Origin of the sequence: Neisseria musculi (genome assembly GCF_014297595.2) — a bacterium.
GTDB classification, from domain to species: Bacteria; Pseudomonadota; Gammaproteobacteria; order Burkholderiales; family Neisseriaceae; genus Neisseria; species Neisseria musculi.
Window position 1 is genome coordinate 1,025,145 of record NZ_CP060414.2, and the last position, 14,152, is coordinate 1,039,296.

A 14,152-nucleotide genomic window follows, 5' to 3' on the forward strand; every position below is an offset into this window, starting at 1 on the left:
ACACACCATAAAGCCCAAACAACAACCGCCGGCTATCTAAAAAATATAGATTAAATCGGCGGTTTCATTGGTTTGGTTTGCAATAAGTTTCAGACGGCCTTACATCAAAACACGCGGGCTGATGCTGATGGCGGTGTTGTCTTCAAATTTCAATAAGGCGGCATTTTTGTTGTGTCCGAGCAGCCCAGCCAGCACATTGGCCGGAAAGGATTGGCGCATGGTATTGTAAGAAACTGCTGAATCATTATAGGCTTGGCGCGCTACTGCCACCCTGCTTTCGGCATTGTCCAATGCTTCAATCAAACGGCGGATATCCGAATCCGACTTCAACTCGGGATGGCTCTGAATCACGCTCTGCAAATGGCGCAAAGCCGCATTCAATTCGGTTTCTACTGCACCTAAAGAAAGCAGCGAACTTTCGTCTATATTGGCCGATGCCGCCAGTAAAACTACTTCTGCACGTGCGCGGGCGGAAATAACCGCCTTTAAAACGGCAGGGGCATGGTTGAAATAATCTTTAGACACATCTGCTAAAGTAGGAATAATATCGTGGCGGCGCTTGAGTTGGATTTGAATTTGCGAAAAAGCCTTGAGATATTGCTTCTTTCCCACCAGTAAACGTTTATAAACCATTATCGGCAGCAACAAACAGAAAACAATCAGAAGCGAAGTGAGAAGCGGTTCCATGATAAATCCTTTTTAATCGGTTATTCCCGCGTGATTGCCGGGCTTTTTTTCATTTTGGTTATCAACGGTGTGATTATAACCAATCAAAATAATTGTATCTATATGTTAAATTATGCAAGAATATATTCAGCAAAAAATGTTGTTTTCTTGCACCGCTCCACAGAAACATATCTTGTCTGTATCTGTGAATAGATCTGATCTCCGATAAAGAAAATGCAAGCCGGAGGGCTGTGGATAGTGTCGAATACAAGGTGGGGCAGCGCTCGAACTGCGCTAACTGCTGCACAAAAGACTTGGGGAAACGGGCAGTTGGACATTTATCTGGCAGACAACAGCAGCCCACACACTCAACAAAAGGAAGATGAGCAATGAACATGTACAAGGTGCCTTTTCCAATAAACGCGAGGTTTTGATGTGGCTCAAAAGCCTGTGCCTGTGCGGCTTGCTGGTATTAGGCGCTTGTGAAGCCAAACCGCCCAAGGAAGAAACATATCCGGCCAGCATGGCAGGAGCCAATTACACGCGAAAAGGCGTACAGGCGTTTTATGTGAACGGTGCTTGGGGAGGTGGGATTGGCAGTTATAGCGGAGGGGAGTGGTGGTGTTTGTTGCGTGACCTTGCCCATAAAATGGCGCCCTGGCCTGGATGCGGAAGTGGAATGGCGGATCGGTCATTTTCAAAAAGAGGGTCGTTTTATGACGGGCGAGGAAAGAAATGCACTCTCTACCCAAGAGCTGAGTGAAAAGCACTGGGTCCAGCGCCATCTCAAACGCCATGTACCGATTGAGCCTTATGAACCGGATGGGGGCAGTATGCAGGTGATTTTTTACCCAATGATGAGGCAAAGATTTATGTATCGAACTGAGCGCCTTATAGCCCCAATCACCTGCGCTATCACTTGTGGCAGCAATCAGAGCGCGATCCCCAACGGATCCAGTTTGAAGCCGAGCAGCAAAAGCGTGACGAAAAAGAAGGATATTGAGAAATGGCCCTGCAACCTTTGCCCCAGAGCCTGCTGTTCTTGCGCGCTCAAGGGGCGCAAGAACAGCAGCGCCGTGCTGCGGCCTTGGCCTGCGTGAACAGCCCAGCCAAGCCCGATTGCAAACGCAATATTTCCATTGGCATCTTTGTCATTGTTGTGACAGGCCGGCTATATCGCCATGCTTTCACATATTTATTGGTAAACCGGCATACAAACAATGATTAACAACAGTCTGCGTTTAAGAAACGGCTTTTGATTTTAGCCATACCCAAGACCATTTCAGCATTCTGCAGGACTTGTCCGTATTCCGGCAGTATGTGTACCCCGCCCACACTTTTCTGCAACACCAGCCCATACACTGCCGCCTTATGCGGCCACCAGCGGTTGCCTGCCGCTTCCATAAAATGACACAGCCGCAACAGCTTCTCGTTGTCGAAAGGGGGCACATAAACCATAAACTGACCAAAAACGACTTCAAACCCCAAAGCTTTTGCATTCGCTTTTAGCGTTTGCAGAGGCAGGCAAAATTTTTTGTCGGGCAACAGCACACCGTCAAACCAATTACTACATCCCCACAACGAATAAGGGTTAAACCCCGTCAGCACTACTTTTCCTTCCGGTTTCATCACGCGGTAAGCTTCAGCAAGCGTAACATAGGGAACTCCGCTGCATTCCAGTGTATGCGGCATCAATAATACATCTACCGACTCATCTGCCCATGCCCACACGCCTGCATCCATATAAAAATCGCGACTATTGCAAAGCCATGTGCCGAGCGGCTCCAACCAGCCGCACATACCTGCCTGAACAGCTATCTGCATTTCGCCACAGAAGTAAAACCGCTTGAAAAAGCTTTTTTCCCAACCAGCGACATATTGCCCTGCTACTGTTTGTAAAAACCAGTTATCAAACATTTCCAAATTCATATCATTCAAACTTTAATTGAATTTCGAACAATCATAACAATATATAAAATATATCTGAAAAAATTATTTTAAAAAATATGATTTACATGGTAAGTATTTTAATTGCTTCAGATATTTCCGGATAACTTCTTGACTTCATGCCTTTAAAATATTACCATCCCTTATATTCAAAATCACTATCTCCGAATTTACAAAGACTATGGCCAAACTAAAATCTATAGCCTTAGCCGTTACCGGCGTATCGGCAGTTTCAGGTGCAACATACACCTACGCAGCTCCTTCCAGTCAAACAGCAGGTATGGCAATGATGCGCTTGAATTCATCATTACTTGATCAAGAGAAAAGAAGCCAAAATAATCTTGCGTCCGGCAGTTTGTGGAATGCCATGCGTAAAGATTTCCGTATGGCCGAAGTTAATTCCAATTTGGTGCGCAGTCACGAAAATAAATTTTCTGCCAGCCGCGCCTATTTCGACCGTACCATCAACCGCAGCAAACCCTATATGTATCATATTGCGAATGAAGTCAAAAAACGCAATATGCCCGCCGAAATCGCCCTACTCCCTTTCATTGAAAGCGCATTTGTTACCAAAGCCAGATCCCATGTAGGTGCCTCGGGTTTATGGCAGTTTATGCCCGCCACAGGCCGTCACTTCGGGTTGGAACGCACCGCCTTATATGATGGCCGCCACGATGTATATGCCGCCACCAACGCCGCATTGAATTATCTTGAATATCTCCACGGCATGTTTGGTGACTGGTCATTGGCATTGGCTGCTTACAACTGGGGTGAAGGCAATGTCAGCCGCGCAATCAACCGTGCACGGGCACAAGGCTTGGCTCCCGTTTATGAAAACCTGCGAATGCCCGCAGAAACCCGCAATTATGTTCCCAAACTGCTTGCTGTTCGCAACATCGTGAAAAACCCCCACGCTTTCGGCATGGGCTTGAGCGATATTGAAAACAAACCTTATTTCAAAGCCGTAAATATAGATAAACCCATTGATACAAGAGCTATTGCGCGCTTGGCCAATATTAGCGAAAGTGAATTTTTGGCTCTGAACCCGGCGTTCAATGTACCTGTTTTTGTACCGAAAGCCAACCGCAAACTGCTGCTGCCGGCTCATGCCACCTCTACATTTGAGAAAAACTACCGCAATGCCAAGTCTGACGAATTGCTTTCTTGGGACGTTTACACCGCCGGCGGAAAAACCAGTTTGAACCGTATTGCCGCCGAAGCTGGCATGGATATAACCGAACTCAAACGTTTGAACAATACTAACAGCGATTCGCTCAACTCTGGCCGCAATCTGTTGGTGGCTAAAAACAGCATTAAAGGCAAAAGCACCAATGACTACAACTATGTTCGCATCGAAACTGAACGCAGCCCCTTACCCAACAGTTACAACACCAATACAGCCTCTCTAAAACAGATCAACGGTTCTGATGTCAAAATAGCTGAATCCAGTTCGGCTCCAATTGCCATTCTGACAGGCCAAACAAAACCTGTTTCGGAACAAAGCAGCACCTCACTGGCACCCGTTTCCATTGCAGCCTCTCTGATTGCCCCCAACCAACTTCCTGAAAAAGTAGGTAACACAGCCAATTCCGTTAAGATAGAGAAGACTAATCTTACCGCAGTTCAGGCCCCAGAAACCACAACAATTGCTATTGCGGAGCCCCTGCCCCTGCCTACGCAAACCTCTGCAACCCCTATTTCGGAACAACCGACCCCCTCTGACGAATCTGCCGATGTTGCCGTAAACGACACCTCTCTGCCCAACCGTACCCCCCAAGCCACCCAGCCTACAGACCCCTTGCTGGCACTGGTTAATGACACAGAACAGCAACGCTTGAATGCTGCCGACAGCATTAAAAACACACTAGCCCAATTAGAGGCCGAAGAAACTGCCAACAAAGCCCGTGTTAACCGTATTGTTGCCAGCCGCAGTAAACAGCAGCAACGTACCGAAGCCCGCTTAGCTCGAGCCAATGCAGCTGCGCAACATGCCAATAATACCCACCGAGTAGAAGCCGGTGATACTTTGTTCAATATTTCCCAGCGTTATAACTTAACCGTAGCTGATTTGATTACCGTAAACAATATCAAAGGTAACAGTATCCGCAAAGGCCAAGTATTAAAAGTAACCGCAGCCTCTACCCAGCGGAATGCCGTACGTAATGTCTCTTATACTGTACGCAAAGGTGATACACTCAACACGATTGCCAGCCGCTTTAATGTTGATGTAAACGATATCCGCCGTTGGAACCGAAATACCCGCACAGTAACACCGGGCCAACGCTTAAAACTAATCGGCAGTTGACTTTATTCATAAACTTATATAGTGAAAAAGTAAAATAAGATACCTGATGGTTTATATCCATCGGGTATCTTATTTTCGGGCAGCCTCAATCTTTGGAAAGGTCGAGTTGATTACATTTTTTTCTAAACAGCTTTTATTTCTACCAAAATGATTATTTCGTGATTTTTAGTACCATCAAGAAGGGTCGTCTGAAAGAGCGACCGGCATCAGCCAACGTGTTTTAATGTAAAGCCGTCTGAAACGCTACACTGGCATCAGTAGGTGGATGAAGTATGGGCAATGATATCAGTTTCAATGAAGACAGCACACAAAATAAAGATTAAGAAGCGCGTATAACAGCCTGAAACGCAATCTACCTTATCTGTTTGCTTTTGAGCAAGACAAGGAATCGGAGATTAAGCCTAATTCAGCAACCTCCAAAATAGGAGGGTGACAAAGAAAAAAAGCCTAAACGTTGTTTAGGGCTTTTAAAACTTGGCTCCCCGTTCTAGCCCAGATGCGAACCAAAGTTTTATCTATTCAGTTACCTAAATAATTCTCGAAAGCGGCGTGATTGTTAAAAATCACGCTGTTTTAGTTTTGCCTTTGGCCATTTAATGGCGGTATGTCTAAAAAATCGCGCAATTATTCACAATCCCTTGATTCGGTGGTTTTCGGCTGTTACGGCTGCCGGAAAACTTTGAGTGAGCGCCTGAGTGGGGGGAGGATGAACCGGCTCGGGCGCATCACCCTTTCCGTTATTTCGCGGTGTGCCCTAGCTGCGGGGGAGAAGTCGAGCAGGCGCAGTATCACGTTAATTTGATTAAGGCGTGGTGCAATGCGACTGGGCCGAAGACGGACGAGGGCAAGGCAGCGACGGCTAAGAATTTGGAAGGACACCCGACGCCTGAAGAGGCGAAGCGCACGCGGTTTAATGCGATGAAGCATGGGCTGAATGCTCGGGTGGCTCAGTATTTCCCAGCAAAACCCGACCGATACGCGGCGTGTGAAACCTGCGATATTGACCGGGCTTTTTGCGCTGCGCAGCCTGCCTGCCAGAAGCAGACGCAGCTTTTTATGCTGCATCAGGCGGCATTCGAGCAGCGCGACCCGAAACACTTAATACCGATTTATGCGGATATACAGGCGGGTATTACCGCCATCATGCAGCAGATTTTGCAGACAATTCTGAAAGAAGGCGTGTCGTTGCGCACGCCTGCTTGGGCGGTGGATAAAGACGGCGGCGTGGTGATTGCGGAATACGAAGATTTGGCGACAGGTCAACGCCGCACGATTTATGAAGTTAAAGCGCACCCGTTATTGCGCTCGCTGCAAGACTTTTTATCGAAAAACGGTATGTCGCTGGCGGATATGGGCATGACGCCGCGCGTAATCGAGCAGGAAGAAGCGGCGATGGGTAGGCTGGCTCAAGACGGCGAAGCACAGCAGTCGTTGATGGAATATTCGCAGCGGCAGGCGTTGGCGTTGGAGAATTTGGCGGATTTGGCCAAGCGCGCGAATGCCAAAAAGATGCAAGACCCCGTGTTGATTGAATACCAGCAGCAGAACGGTGGTGAAAAGTGAACAGCAACGATGAATATCAAACGCATTGCGAACAATGCGGGGCAGAGCTGACCGGAGAAGAAAAACTTTGCTACGGCTGGCTGTGCCCTGCTTGCGATGACGAAGTGCATCAGGCGTGTTTGGCAGAGATTGAGGAAAAGGAAAAACCATGATGCCGTCTGAAAACTGTGAAGCGTGCGGCGAAAAAATGACGCATGAAGAGCAACTCGAGTTTTTGTTTATGTGCTGGAAATGCCATGAAGAAGAATCAGCTTATTTAAATCAGGCTTTTGGATTGACTGATGAGCACAGCCGCCCAACGCATCAAGGTTAAGCACCGCGCCGAAGCGGAAATTATGCGCTATGCCAAGCCCGACCCGGAAACGGGGGTAAAGCCGCACGCGCTTTGGCACAAGCATGTGCACAATGTCGACCTTGACCCGATGCAGTGTCTGAAAATGCAGGAAATGGATGATAACCGCAGCACGGTTGATTTTTCCTGCCGTCGGATGAAGCCGCGCGCGAAAAATCGGCGCGTTTGTTGAGATAAATCGGATTTAAATTTGTTTCACCGTGTGAAATACTTTTGCAAATTATACCGAACTCGGGAAAGCAGAATGACAAAAGCAACTACATCGTCGCTTTTGTTTTTTCTACCAGTTACAGATGACCAGCTCACCGCTGGTCTTTTGCGTTTTATCACGGCCAACTGAATAGGCCAACTCCAGCCTATGAATACGGAAATCTTTAAACAGCTTCCGAATATCCGGGTGGTCGTTGATGGAAAGCATGACCTTGCCTTTGCACTCCGCCATCATTTTGGCCAACAGCTCATACTGCGGCCAGTCAAAGGCTCTGTCGTAGCCTGCAAGCTGCCAGTACGGCGGGTCGGCGTAGAAGAAGGTGTGTTCGCGGTCGTAGCGTTTGAAGCACTTTTCCCACGGTTCGTTCTCGATGTACACACCGTTCAGCCTTTGCTGTGCGGCTTTCAGACGGCCTGCGATGTCGGCGGCGGTAAAGCCGCGGCCGGTGGTGGCCGTGCCGAAGTGTTGGTCAACCGTTTTACCGCCGAAAGCGGTGTGTTGAAGGTAGAAGAAGCGTGCGGCACGTTGGATGTCGGTCATCGCTTCGGTCGGGGTGGATTGCAGGCGGGCGAACACCTCTCTACTGGTCAGCGTCCACTCGAATTGGCGTACGAACTCGTCGAAATGGTGCTGAACCACGCGATACAAATTGATGAGCTGACCGTTGATATCGTTGAGCACCTCACACTTGGCCGGTTGCGGCCGCAGGAAAAACAATGCCGCGCCACCGGCGAAGAGCTCAACGTAGCAAGTATGCTCGGGAAACATCGGAATCAGGTGTTTGGCCAAACGGCGTTTACCACCCATCCATGGAACAATTGGCAGAGGCTTTTGAGTCATGATTACTCCTATATAGTAAGTATCGGTACTCAAAGGCACTCAGGTCTGAATTATTGGGTTTTAAACTGATTGAGCAATTTGCAGCGCGGACACTTGATTTCAAAGCAGCCACGGCCAACAGCCAACAATTTAAAACAATTTTTGCAACGGTGTTTCATTTTTCGCAGTACCTTTTACGTTAGTGATAAAATACCGCTGCCTCGCGAGGTGGCGGCCTTGAAGCTAACGCAGGCCAATTCTGCTTGGCTGGCGTGTCGGTGTTACCGCACCGGCACGTCGCCGTCTTTATATCTTTGTTCGGCCGTCTGTTTCAGACGGCCTTATATATTGCACCCCATGAAAAGGGGTGCATTTTTACATTCTACCCCTTGACAAGTCCGAACAACCGACTTTCAAAGGGGTCTGAAATGTCATTAGCTTACTACACCGTAACGCCCGAACCCGAAATTTTTCCCAAAGCCTACATCGTCCGCGTATTCCGTGAATCAAATAACGATTGCGTTTGTCTGCAAACCGTCAATTTTCCTATCCGAAACCCTGACCTGCCGAACAAAACCCTGTCTGAAGCCGACACGTTCGGGCGTATGACCGTTAAGAAACTGATTGACTGTCATGTGATGGCGAAAGCGGGTTCTTGAGATGGCGCACAGAACGTACAGAATCAAGCCCAACCCCGCCCGTTTCGGCGGCGGTTGGAATCTGCAGCTAATCGAAGCCGGAAAAATCATGCTCACAAAAAACGAACCTGCAAACCCATGCCCGCATGGTTTTGGGTTTGCCGGCCAAATCCATCACGATTTGGCTTTGCCGGCCTGCAAATTAGGCGGCCAATCTTGGATTGAAGCGGGGGGTGTGTCCATGAGTACCCGCTGCTGCCCCGAATGCCGCCAGTACCGCCAAACGTCCGCTTTTTCGGGCGTTTTGGGCTGCGTCTGTGATGTATGCGCCGTAGCGGCGCAAAGCGCGAAGCGCGGCGCGCTTTCTTGTCTTAATAGTAACAACTGCATCGGGAATCATGCTGCAGGCATGAAAGGCAGTAAAAACAAGCAATTGCCAAAATTTCATGAAAGGTTTGAAAGCGAAGCGGCAAAAGAGAGCGCAAAACTGAATGTGTTTTCGACTTCGCACAAGAAATCTGCAACCGCGTTGGAATTAAACGTACACCAATTCATACAAACATTTGGCCTAAACCATGTCGGCTTTTTAACTCTAACCTTTGCCGATGACGTGCAGGACGTAAAAGAAGCCGGCCGCCGCTTTCACAGTCTGCGCACAAACTTTCTGAGTAAACATTTCAAACACTGCATCTGCGTGTATGGGCGCACCAAGAAAGGCCGTATTCACTTCCACCTAATCGTAAACACCCGTGAAGATACGGCGTGGGCTGAACTTTGCCACGATTGCCGCCCGTGGCTACCAAAGTGCCAACCCCGCATTGCGCCGGTTTTGGAAGCTGATACGAGAAAACGTGGGCAGATACGGTTTCGGCCGCGCCGAACTGCTGCCGGTCAAAACCAACAGCAAAGGCTTGTCGCGCTATGTCGCCAAGTACATTGCCAAGCATATTGACAGCCGTCTTCCCGAAGACAAGGGCTATAGGCTTATCCGCACCACCATTGACAAAAAAAGCCTTTGGAAGATTGCCACATCAAACTTTTCGTTCCGCTCTGCCGGTTCGGCCCGATGGCGGCGCAAGCTGCAAAACCGGGTTGTGGCCGTTGGGCCGTATCTCAAAAGATGCCGTTGAAGTCAGGGGATTGGTGATACCCGATATAACCGAAGAGAATTACAACATCGTTTTAAGTGAAACCATCAGCCCCAAATGGGCATTTTTGAACCGCGGAATTATCGGAAAGCGGCCTTAAGAAAGGAAAAGCCATGAGCAACAAAACCCCAACCCCGCAGCCGCCCGTTCAAGGCATTTACATGACCGCCGCCTTTGACCACCGCATGATGGTGAGAGAGCGCAAAAACGATGACGGCAGTTACAGCAAAACCAACTCTTGACCGTGCGCGTATTCCCGCGCGCCTTTAAAGACAACGTGTACTACTCGGACGAAAGCTGAACAAAGATTCAGGGCTTGGGCGGTGTGCCTTGAATTGACCCCTTAAACACCGCCGACCTGTTTTTACTTACTAAACTTTGAAAGGAAAAAATCATGAAAAACCTGAAAGACAAAATGTATAAAGCTATGGCAGTCGCCACAATGACCGCCATGCCAGCCGTTGCATTGGCCGATGATGCCGATCTGCTTGGTGCCGTCAAAACCGAAACCGGCGGTTTGAAAGCAGGTGTTTTGTCGATTGGTGCGGTAGTAGTGGGCATCTCTATTGCCTTTGCGCTCGTGCGCATCGGCAAACGCGGTGCAGACTCTGTAGGCTAAGGTGCAGTCATGGGTTATCAGGTAGGCCGAATCTGCCATCAAACGCATGAAGAAGCAACAAACGCCGTGATGACCCAAGTTTTGCCTACAATCGACAAAGACGGGGTGTTACACCACCCCGTTTTTAAAGGCAAAACGTGGGTTTACAAAGAACAGCCCGTAAAGTTGACTTTCCCTCAATGTGAATATGGTCAATACCATCAAGCAGGAAAGGAAATAGGCATAGGGCTGTCAACAGCCGCTGCCGTGCTGTTTGTGGTTGTGGTGGCCGTAAAAGCGGTCGGAATGATGGGAAATGACGGAACTGAAGAAAGATGAGAAATGTTACCCGAAATGGAATTTGCACTTGGACTGCTTCCCGCTCTTTGCGGCTCGCTGTGCTTACTTGTTTCAGCCTTAACGCTGCGTTAAGCCCGCTGGCCGCATGGGCAGACGTACCCACGCCCCCGACCGCATACCACAAACAGATAGATACCAGCTTCCCAAGCGGCCAAGCCTTGCTGAATCAGGGCTACAACCCCAAAACGGGGGTATTGAAAGTAGAGAACCGCCCGCAGGGAAAACCGACCGTAACCACCAACGGTCAGACGGTAACAGGTACGCGAAACACCAATGTGGTGGTTACTGATAAATACGGCAACAAGGTAAAAGTGCCGTCAAGAATTACGCAAACGGCCAATGCTGCTGTGATTGCAAGTTATGTTGGAAATAGTCTTGCTGAAGGTATTTCAAAATATGGTAATCAGTCAGTTAATGATTATAAAGATGGCCGCTTTGGTGATATGGGGCGGTCTGTTGCTGGCGGAGTTGCAACAACACTTGATGCTTTGAGTGGTGGGGTTTTGGGGTCTGTTTGGGGCGTTGTCGATAATGCGACCGGCTCGAATATTACGGGCGGTAATCCGTCTTCGGTTTCAAACACTATTAAAAAGTTGCAAGAATCTGCTGACAATTTCCATAAAGAAATGTATGGCGGGGGAAATCCGTCAAGCCCTTCCTACAACAAAGGGAATCCATCATCACCGTCAACAGCCAACCCGTCTTCACCATCAACAGGCACACCTGCCCGACCGGGCAACCCCTCCAATCCGTCTGTTAGCGGCGGGGCTTCTTCTTCGGGGCTGGGTTCTGCTGCCGCTGCTGCCGCTTCTGCACAAAAAACCGCAGAAAGAAACGGAGATGTTGGTAATGCGGTTGGTAATGCCGCATTAAAAAAAGCCGCCGACACTGCCGCAAATGCTGCCGAAGCCAAAGCCAGGCACGAGCAGGCGAAGGAAGCGGCAAAAAAAGGTAACGAAGTTTACCAAGTCGTATTGAACTATACAGACTACGGCGTAGAACCCGTTCGAAGCAAATATAAAAGGCTAGGGGCTTATACTGATAAACAATCAACTTCAATTGCGAGATATGACAGTAAAGGCCGCAGAACAATTATTAAATCTTCGTTTTTGGATTCCTATTTGCCGGGTAGTTTGAAAGGCTCGGGTGTTGCGGCTGTGAATACAGATTTGGTCAGTGTGAATACACCCGAACCGACACCGCCTACTGCTGAAGATATGAACCTTTCAGGTGGTGAAGTCGAGCAAATTCTGCGGCGCATGTTTGAAAACCAGCAAACCAACCATCGCGAAATGATGAACCAGTTGGTCCGCATTGCCGCCAACACCGCTCCTACTGCCCCGACAGATTCACCTCCGCCGACCCAAACAGACGGTACGGGCAAACAAGTGATACGAAAAAGCGTGGTAGATGAAGCAACCACATCAAAAAGCGTTCAAAAAAATACCGTGAAAAGCGCACCTTATACACCTATGGGCAGCAACCAAGCCCAGCAAACCGAAGTTACGGTAAATAATGACGGCAGCGTAACCACAAGGATTATTCCGCGTCCCGATTTGAAAGCCAACAGCAGTCAAGCCCCGACACGCTCTCCCGTTACCCCCGATGCGGCCAATCCGTCAAACCCTGCCGTGGCCGATGCCGCCAACCCGTCTCAAACGGTACCGAACCAAACAGGGAATCAGCAAAACCAGCAGAACCAACAGAACAATCAGCAGAACCCGCAACAGCGCGATTTCTGCGAGAGAAACCCGCAAGCGGCGCAATGCGCGGATTTGGGCAGTGCCGATTACGAAGATTTGGATATACCCGAAAACGGTATAGATTTGGAATTGAAACCGCTTGACGTATTCAGTACAGACGGCGTCTGCCCTGAAAACGTTTCCTTTTAGTTCGGCGCATTGGGCAGCTTTGAATTTGATTATGCCTATATTTGTAATGTCTTACGCTTGATACGCCCGATTTTGATAACCGCCACCATCATTACCTGCGGCTTTGTGGCATACGGCGCGGTTAAGGAGCTTTGAAATGTGGGGTAACCTGATTACAGGCGTTTTGATGAACGTTGCAGGCCGTGTGATTGCCGCGCTGGGTTTGTCGTTTGTCTCTTATGTCGGCATCAACGAGATACAGGCTTTTCTTCTATCACAAGTTCAAGAACATATCGGGGGTGTGCCTGCCGATGCTTTAAATCTTGCCTACATTGCAGGTATCGGCGTGTGCCTCAACTGGGTATTCGGCACTTTCTCGTTTGTCGCATCACTGAAAGCCGTTTCGAAGCTGTCGGCAGGTATTCAAAGAAAATAAATTCTAAGGAAAACAGAAATGCTCTATTTGATTACAGGCGTACCGGGCAGCGGCAAAACCCTGAAAATGATTTCAGACTTAATGAACCGCAAAGATCTGAAAAACCGCCCGCTGTATTTGGACGGCATTTCCGAAGTCGACAACGAAGTCATACCCAATCTGCCCATTCCCGAAGGCGAAACCATGCAGACTTGGCACAAATGGGCGCCCACGGGGGCAATACTCGTAATCGATGAATGCCAGCGCGTATTCAGGCCGCGCCCCAGCGGCTCCAAAGTTCCTGACTACGTGGCCGAACTGGAAACACACCGCCATAAAGGCATAGATATTTTTTTGCTGACCCAACACCCCCGTCTGATAGATATAAACGTCCGCAGCCTGATTGGTCATCACTGCCATATCAGTAAAAGCAATCTGGGCGTTCGGCGTATGTTTGAATGGGAAAGTTGCGGCGATCCGACCAGCCGCGCCAGCGTGGCAAGTGCCGTCAAAAGCGTTTATACGCTCGACAAAAAAGCATTTGGGGTTTACAAAAGCGCCGAAGAACACACCAAAATCAAAACCAAGCTAAGCCGCGTTGTATATATCGCGCCCGTTTTACTGGCGTTCATGATTGCCGCTTCATGGTATATATACTCAAGCTGGAATGATTACACCAAAAAACAGACGCATACGGCCAAAGAACACATTGCCGCACCGGCGGCAAGCCCTGCGGAAAGTGCGGCGGATGCGGCTGCGCCGGCTGCCGCCGCGCCGGCTGCCGCCGCAATTCCGGCAGGGCAGTACCCGTCAGCAAAAGAACAGGCCGAAACGCCGCAAAAACCGCATATCAGCGAAGACGACTACAAACCCGCCATAGACGGCCAGCCGTGGACGGCTCCCATCTACAACGGCCAAAACAAAGCCGTACAAACCATGCCCTATCCCGTGGCGTGCGTCAAAAACCAAAACAAATGCACCTGTTATACCGACCAGGCCACACCGATTAAAGAGATGAAGAAACAGCAATGCCTTGATTACGTTGCAGACGGCATATACAATCCTTACAGACGGGCGGCAGAAAACACCGTCCCAACGGCAGAAAAGGCAAACGAACCCGCACCTCCGCAAGTGCTGGTAATGGGCGGCAAAAGCCCGCAGAATCTGATGTATGACGGTTATGTCGAAGCGGGTGAACAGTTTAGGTAATTAATCATGACTTGTTTTTTTTGGTTCTTAGTCGGAATAATTGTTGCAAA

20 protein-coding genes and 1 pseudogene are annotated in these 14,152 nt (G+C 49.1%); 17 read left to right on the forward strand and 4 right to left on the reverse strand.

Annotation, left to right across the window (positions count from 1 at the left end; all coding sequences use genetic code 11):
* Window positions 1-99 precede the first annotated feature (99 nt).
* Window positions 100-687, reverse strand: a complete 588-nt coding sequence (locus H7A79_RS05250) for a LemA family protein (protein WP_135033898.1) — start codon at window positions 685-687, stop codon at window positions 100-102.
* Between the two features lie 361 nt (window positions 688-1,048).
* Here H7A79_RS05250 and H7A79_RS05255 point away from each other — a divergent pair, with 361 nt between their 5' ends.
* Genes H7A79_RS05255 through H7A79_RS05265 form a run of 3 tightly spaced genes read left to right on the forward strand, consistent with a single transcriptional unit; the run spans window position 1,049 to window position 1,894 of the window.
* Window positions 1,049-1,429: a hypothetical protein gene (locus H7A79_RS05255; RefSeq protein ID WP_246408088.1), complete on the forward strand. Its 381-nt coding sequence runs from the start codon at window positions 1,049-1,051 to the stop codon at window positions 1,427-1,429.
* Complete coding sequence (locus tag H7A79_RS05260) at window positions 1,311-1,766, forward strand: DUF3304 domain-containing protein (RefSeq protein ID WP_353663643.1); 456 nt, start codon at window positions 1,311-1,313, stop codon at window positions 1,764-1,766. Before H7A79_RS05255 ends, H7A79_RS05260 begins: the two co-directional genes overlap by 119 nt.
* Window positions 1,673-1,894, forward strand: coding sequence for a hypothetical protein (locus H7A79_RS05265; RefSeq protein ID WP_187001762.1), 222 nt, complete (start codon window positions 1,673-1,675; stop codon window positions 1,892-1,894). Before H7A79_RS05260 ends, H7A79_RS05265 begins: the two co-directional genes overlap by 94 nt.
* Here H7A79_RS05265 and H7A79_RS05270 read toward each other — a convergent pair.
* Window positions 1,891-2,595, reverse strand: a complete 705-nt coding sequence (locus tag H7A79_RS05270) for a class I SAM-dependent methyltransferase (RefSeq protein ID WP_187001262.1) — start codon at window positions 2,593-2,595, stop codon at window positions 1,891-1,893. The two genes, H7A79_RS05265 and H7A79_RS05270, sit on opposite strands and share 4 nt — an antisense overlap.
* Window positions 2,596-2,794: 199 nt before the next feature.
* On the opposite strand from H7A79_RS05270, the gene H7A79_RS05275 reads away from it, so the two are divergent.
* The 5 genes from H7A79_RS05275 (at window position 2,795) to H7A79_RS05295 (ending at window position 7,005) form a co-directional block, all read left to right on the forward strand.
* Window positions 2,795-4,918 (forward strand): lytic transglycosylase, encoded by a 2,124-nt coding sequence (locus H7A79_RS05275; protein WP_187001263.1) that lies wholly within the window; start codon window positions 2,795-2,797, stop codon window positions 4,916-4,918.
* Between the two features lie 1,056 nt (window positions 4,919-5,974).
* Window positions 5,975-6,481, forward strand: coding sequence for a hypothetical protein (locus tag H7A79_RS05280; RefSeq protein ID WP_187001264.1), 507 nt, complete (start codon window positions 5,975-5,977; stop codon window positions 6,479-6,481).
* A complete protein-coding gene (locus H7A79_RS05285; RefSeq protein ID WP_187001265.1) occupies window positions 6,478-6,633 on the forward strand; it encodes a hypothetical protein in 156 nt (51 codons plus the stop codon). The genes H7A79_RS05280 and H7A79_RS05285 overlap by 4 nt, the downstream gene beginning before the upstream one ends.
* Window positions 6,630-6,794: a hypothetical protein gene (locus tag H7A79_RS05290; protein WP_187001266.1), complete on the forward strand. Its 165-nt coding sequence runs from the start codon at window positions 6,630-6,632 to the stop codon at window positions 6,792-6,794. Before H7A79_RS05285 ends, H7A79_RS05290 begins: the two co-directional genes overlap by 4 nt.
* Window positions 6,763-7,005 (forward strand): hypothetical protein, encoded by a 243-nt coding sequence (locus H7A79_RS05295; protein WP_187001267.1) that lies wholly within the window; start codon window positions 6,763-6,765, stop codon window positions 7,003-7,005. Before H7A79_RS05290 ends, H7A79_RS05295 begins: the two co-directional genes overlap by 32 nt.
* 108 nt (window positions 7,006-7,113) lie before the next feature.
* Here the strand turns inward: H7A79_RS05295 and H7A79_RS05300 are convergent, their stop codons facing one another.
* On the reverse strand, window positions 7,114-7,884 hold the full coding sequence (locus H7A79_RS05300; protein WP_187001268.1) for a DNA adenine methylase: 771 nt from the start codon (window positions 7,882-7,884) through the stop codon (window positions 7,114-7,116).
* Between the two features lie 50 nt (window positions 7,885-7,934).
* The gene (locus H7A79_RS05305) at window positions 7,935-8,042 is read right to left on the reverse strand and encodes a Com family DNA-binding transcriptional regulator (RefSeq protein WP_123796416.1); all 108 of its coding nucleotides are present in this window, start codon (window positions 8,040-8,042) and stop codon (window positions 7,935-7,937) included.
* A gap of 249 nt (window positions 8,043-8,291) precedes the next feature.
* On the opposite strand from H7A79_RS05305, the gene H7A79_RS05310 reads away from it, so the two are divergent.
* The 9 genes and pseudogenes from H7A79_RS05310 to H7A79_RS05350 all read left to right on the forward strand — a co-directional run bounded on the left by H7A79_RS05310 (window position 8,292) and on the right by H7A79_RS05350 (window position 14,102).
* On the forward strand, window positions 8,292-8,522 hold the full coding sequence (locus H7A79_RS05310) for a hypothetical protein (RefSeq protein WP_187000598.1): 231 nt from the start codon (window positions 8,292-8,294) through the stop codon (window positions 8,520-8,522).
* A gap of 283 nt (window positions 8,523-8,805) precedes the next feature.
* Window positions 8,806-9,749: pseudogene (locus tag H7A79_RS05315) on the forward strand (rolling circle replication-associated protein).
* A 13-nt stretch (window positions 9,750-9,762) separates the two neighbouring features.
* Window positions 9,763-9,891, forward strand: coding sequence for a hypothetical protein (locus H7A79_RS05320; protein WP_281384923.1), 129 nt, complete (start codon window positions 9,763-9,765; stop codon window positions 9,889-9,891).
* A 152-nt stretch (window positions 9,892-10,043) separates the two neighbouring features.
* Window positions 10,044-10,268 carry a hypothetical protein gene (locus tag H7A79_RS05325; protein ID WP_187000597.1) on the forward strand — a complete coding sequence of 75 codons (225 nt, stop codon included), beginning with the start codon at window positions 10,044-10,046 and terminating at the stop codon, window positions 10,266-10,268.
* 69 nt (window positions 10,269-10,337) lie between these two features.
* Window positions 10,338-10,586: a hypothetical protein gene (locus tag H7A79_RS05330; RefSeq protein ID WP_246408129.1), complete on the forward strand. Its 249-nt coding sequence runs from the start codon at window positions 10,338-10,340 to the stop codon at window positions 10,584-10,586.
* Between the two features lie 59 nt (window positions 10,587-10,645).
* Window positions 10,646-12,499, forward strand: coding sequence for a hypothetical protein (locus H7A79_RS05335; RefSeq protein WP_187000595.1), 1,854 nt, complete (start codon window positions 10,646-10,648; stop codon window positions 12,497-12,499).
* 57 nt (window positions 12,500-12,556) lie between these two features.
* Window positions 12,557-12,634 carry a hypothetical protein gene (locus tag H7A79_RS05340; RefSeq protein ID WP_281385056.1) on the forward strand — a complete coding sequence of 26 codons (78 nt, stop codon included), beginning with the start codon at window positions 12,557-12,559 and terminating at the stop codon, window positions 12,632-12,634.
* Between the two features lies 1 nt (window position 12,635).
* Entirely contained in the window at window positions 12,636-12,914 is a 279-nt protein-coding gene (locus H7A79_RS05345) for a DUF2523 family protein (protein ID WP_187000594.1), read from the forward strand.
* Window positions 12,915-12,932: 18 nt separating this feature from the next.
* Window positions 12,933-14,102: a zonular occludens toxin family protein gene (locus tag H7A79_RS05350; RefSeq protein ID WP_187000593.1), complete on the forward strand. Its 1,170-nt coding sequence runs from the start codon at window positions 12,933-12,935 to the stop codon at window positions 14,100-14,102.
* Window positions 14,103-14,152 lie beyond the last annotated feature (50 nt).

Excerpts from the sequence above, each read along its gene's own strand:
- H7A79_RS05250 (WP_135033898.1), bottom strand. The coding sequence starts at position 687 with ATGGAACCGCTTCTCACTTCGCTTCTGATTGTTTTCTGTTTGTTGCTG.
- H7A79_RS05255 (WP_246408088.1), top strand. The coding sequence starts at position 1,049 with ATGAGCAATGAACATGTACAAGGTGCCTTTTCCAATAAACGCGAGGTT.
- H7A79_RS05265 (WP_187001762.1), top strand. The coding sequence starts at position 1,673 with ATGGCCCTGCAACCTTTGCCCCAGAGCCTGCTGTTCTTGCGCGCTCAA.
- H7A79_RS05270 (WP_187001262.1), bottom strand. The coding sequence starts at position 2,595 with ATGAATTTGGAAATGTTTGATAACTGGTTTTTACAAACAGTAGCAGGG.
- H7A79_RS05275 (WP_187001263.1), top strand. The coding sequence starts at position 2,795 with ATGGCCAAACTAAAATCTATAGCCTTAGCCGTTACCGGCGTATCGGCA.
- H7A79_RS05280 (WP_187001264.1), top strand. The coding sequence starts at position 5,975 with ATGCTGCATCAGGCGGCATTCGAGCAGCGCGACCCGAAACACTTAATA.
- H7A79_RS05290 (WP_187001266.1), top strand. The coding sequence starts at position 6,630 with ATGATGCCGTCTGAAAACTGTGAAGCGTGCGGCGAAAAAATGACGCAT.
- H7A79_RS05295 (WP_187001267.1), top strand. The coding sequence starts at position 6,763 with ATGAGCACAGCCGCCCAACGCATCAAGGTTAAGCACCGCGCCGAAGCG.
- H7A79_RS05300 (WP_187001268.1), bottom strand. The coding sequence starts at position 7,884 with ATGACTCAAAAGCCTCTGCCAATTGTTCCATGGATGGGTGGTAAACGC.
- H7A79_RS05305 (WP_123796416.1), bottom strand. The coding sequence starts at position 8,042 with ATGAAACACCGTTGCAAAAATTGTTTTAAATTGTTGGCTGTTGGCCGT.
- H7A79_RS05310 (WP_187000598.1), top strand. The coding sequence starts at position 8,292 with ATGTCATTAGCTTACTACACCGTAACGCCCGAACCCGAAATTTTTCCC.
- H7A79_RS05320 (WP_281384923.1), top strand. The coding sequence starts at position 9,763 with ATGAGCAACAAAACCCCAACCCCGCAGCCGCCCGTTCAAGGCATTTAC.
- H7A79_RS05325 (WP_187000597.1), top strand. The coding sequence starts at position 10,044 with ATGAAAAACCTGAAAGACAAAATGTATAAAGCTATGGCAGTCGCCACA.
- H7A79_RS05330 (WP_246408129.1), top strand. The coding sequence starts at position 10,338 with ATGACCCAAGTTTTGCCTACAATCGACAAAGACGGGGTGTTACACCAC.
- H7A79_RS05345 (WP_187000594.1), top strand. The coding sequence starts at position 12,636 with ATGTGGGGTAACCTGATTACAGGCGTTTTGATGAACGTTGCAGGCCGT.
- H7A79_RS05350 (WP_187000593.1), top strand. The coding sequence starts at position 12,933 with ATGCTCTATTTGATTACAGGCGTACCGGGCAGCGGCAAAACCCTGAAA.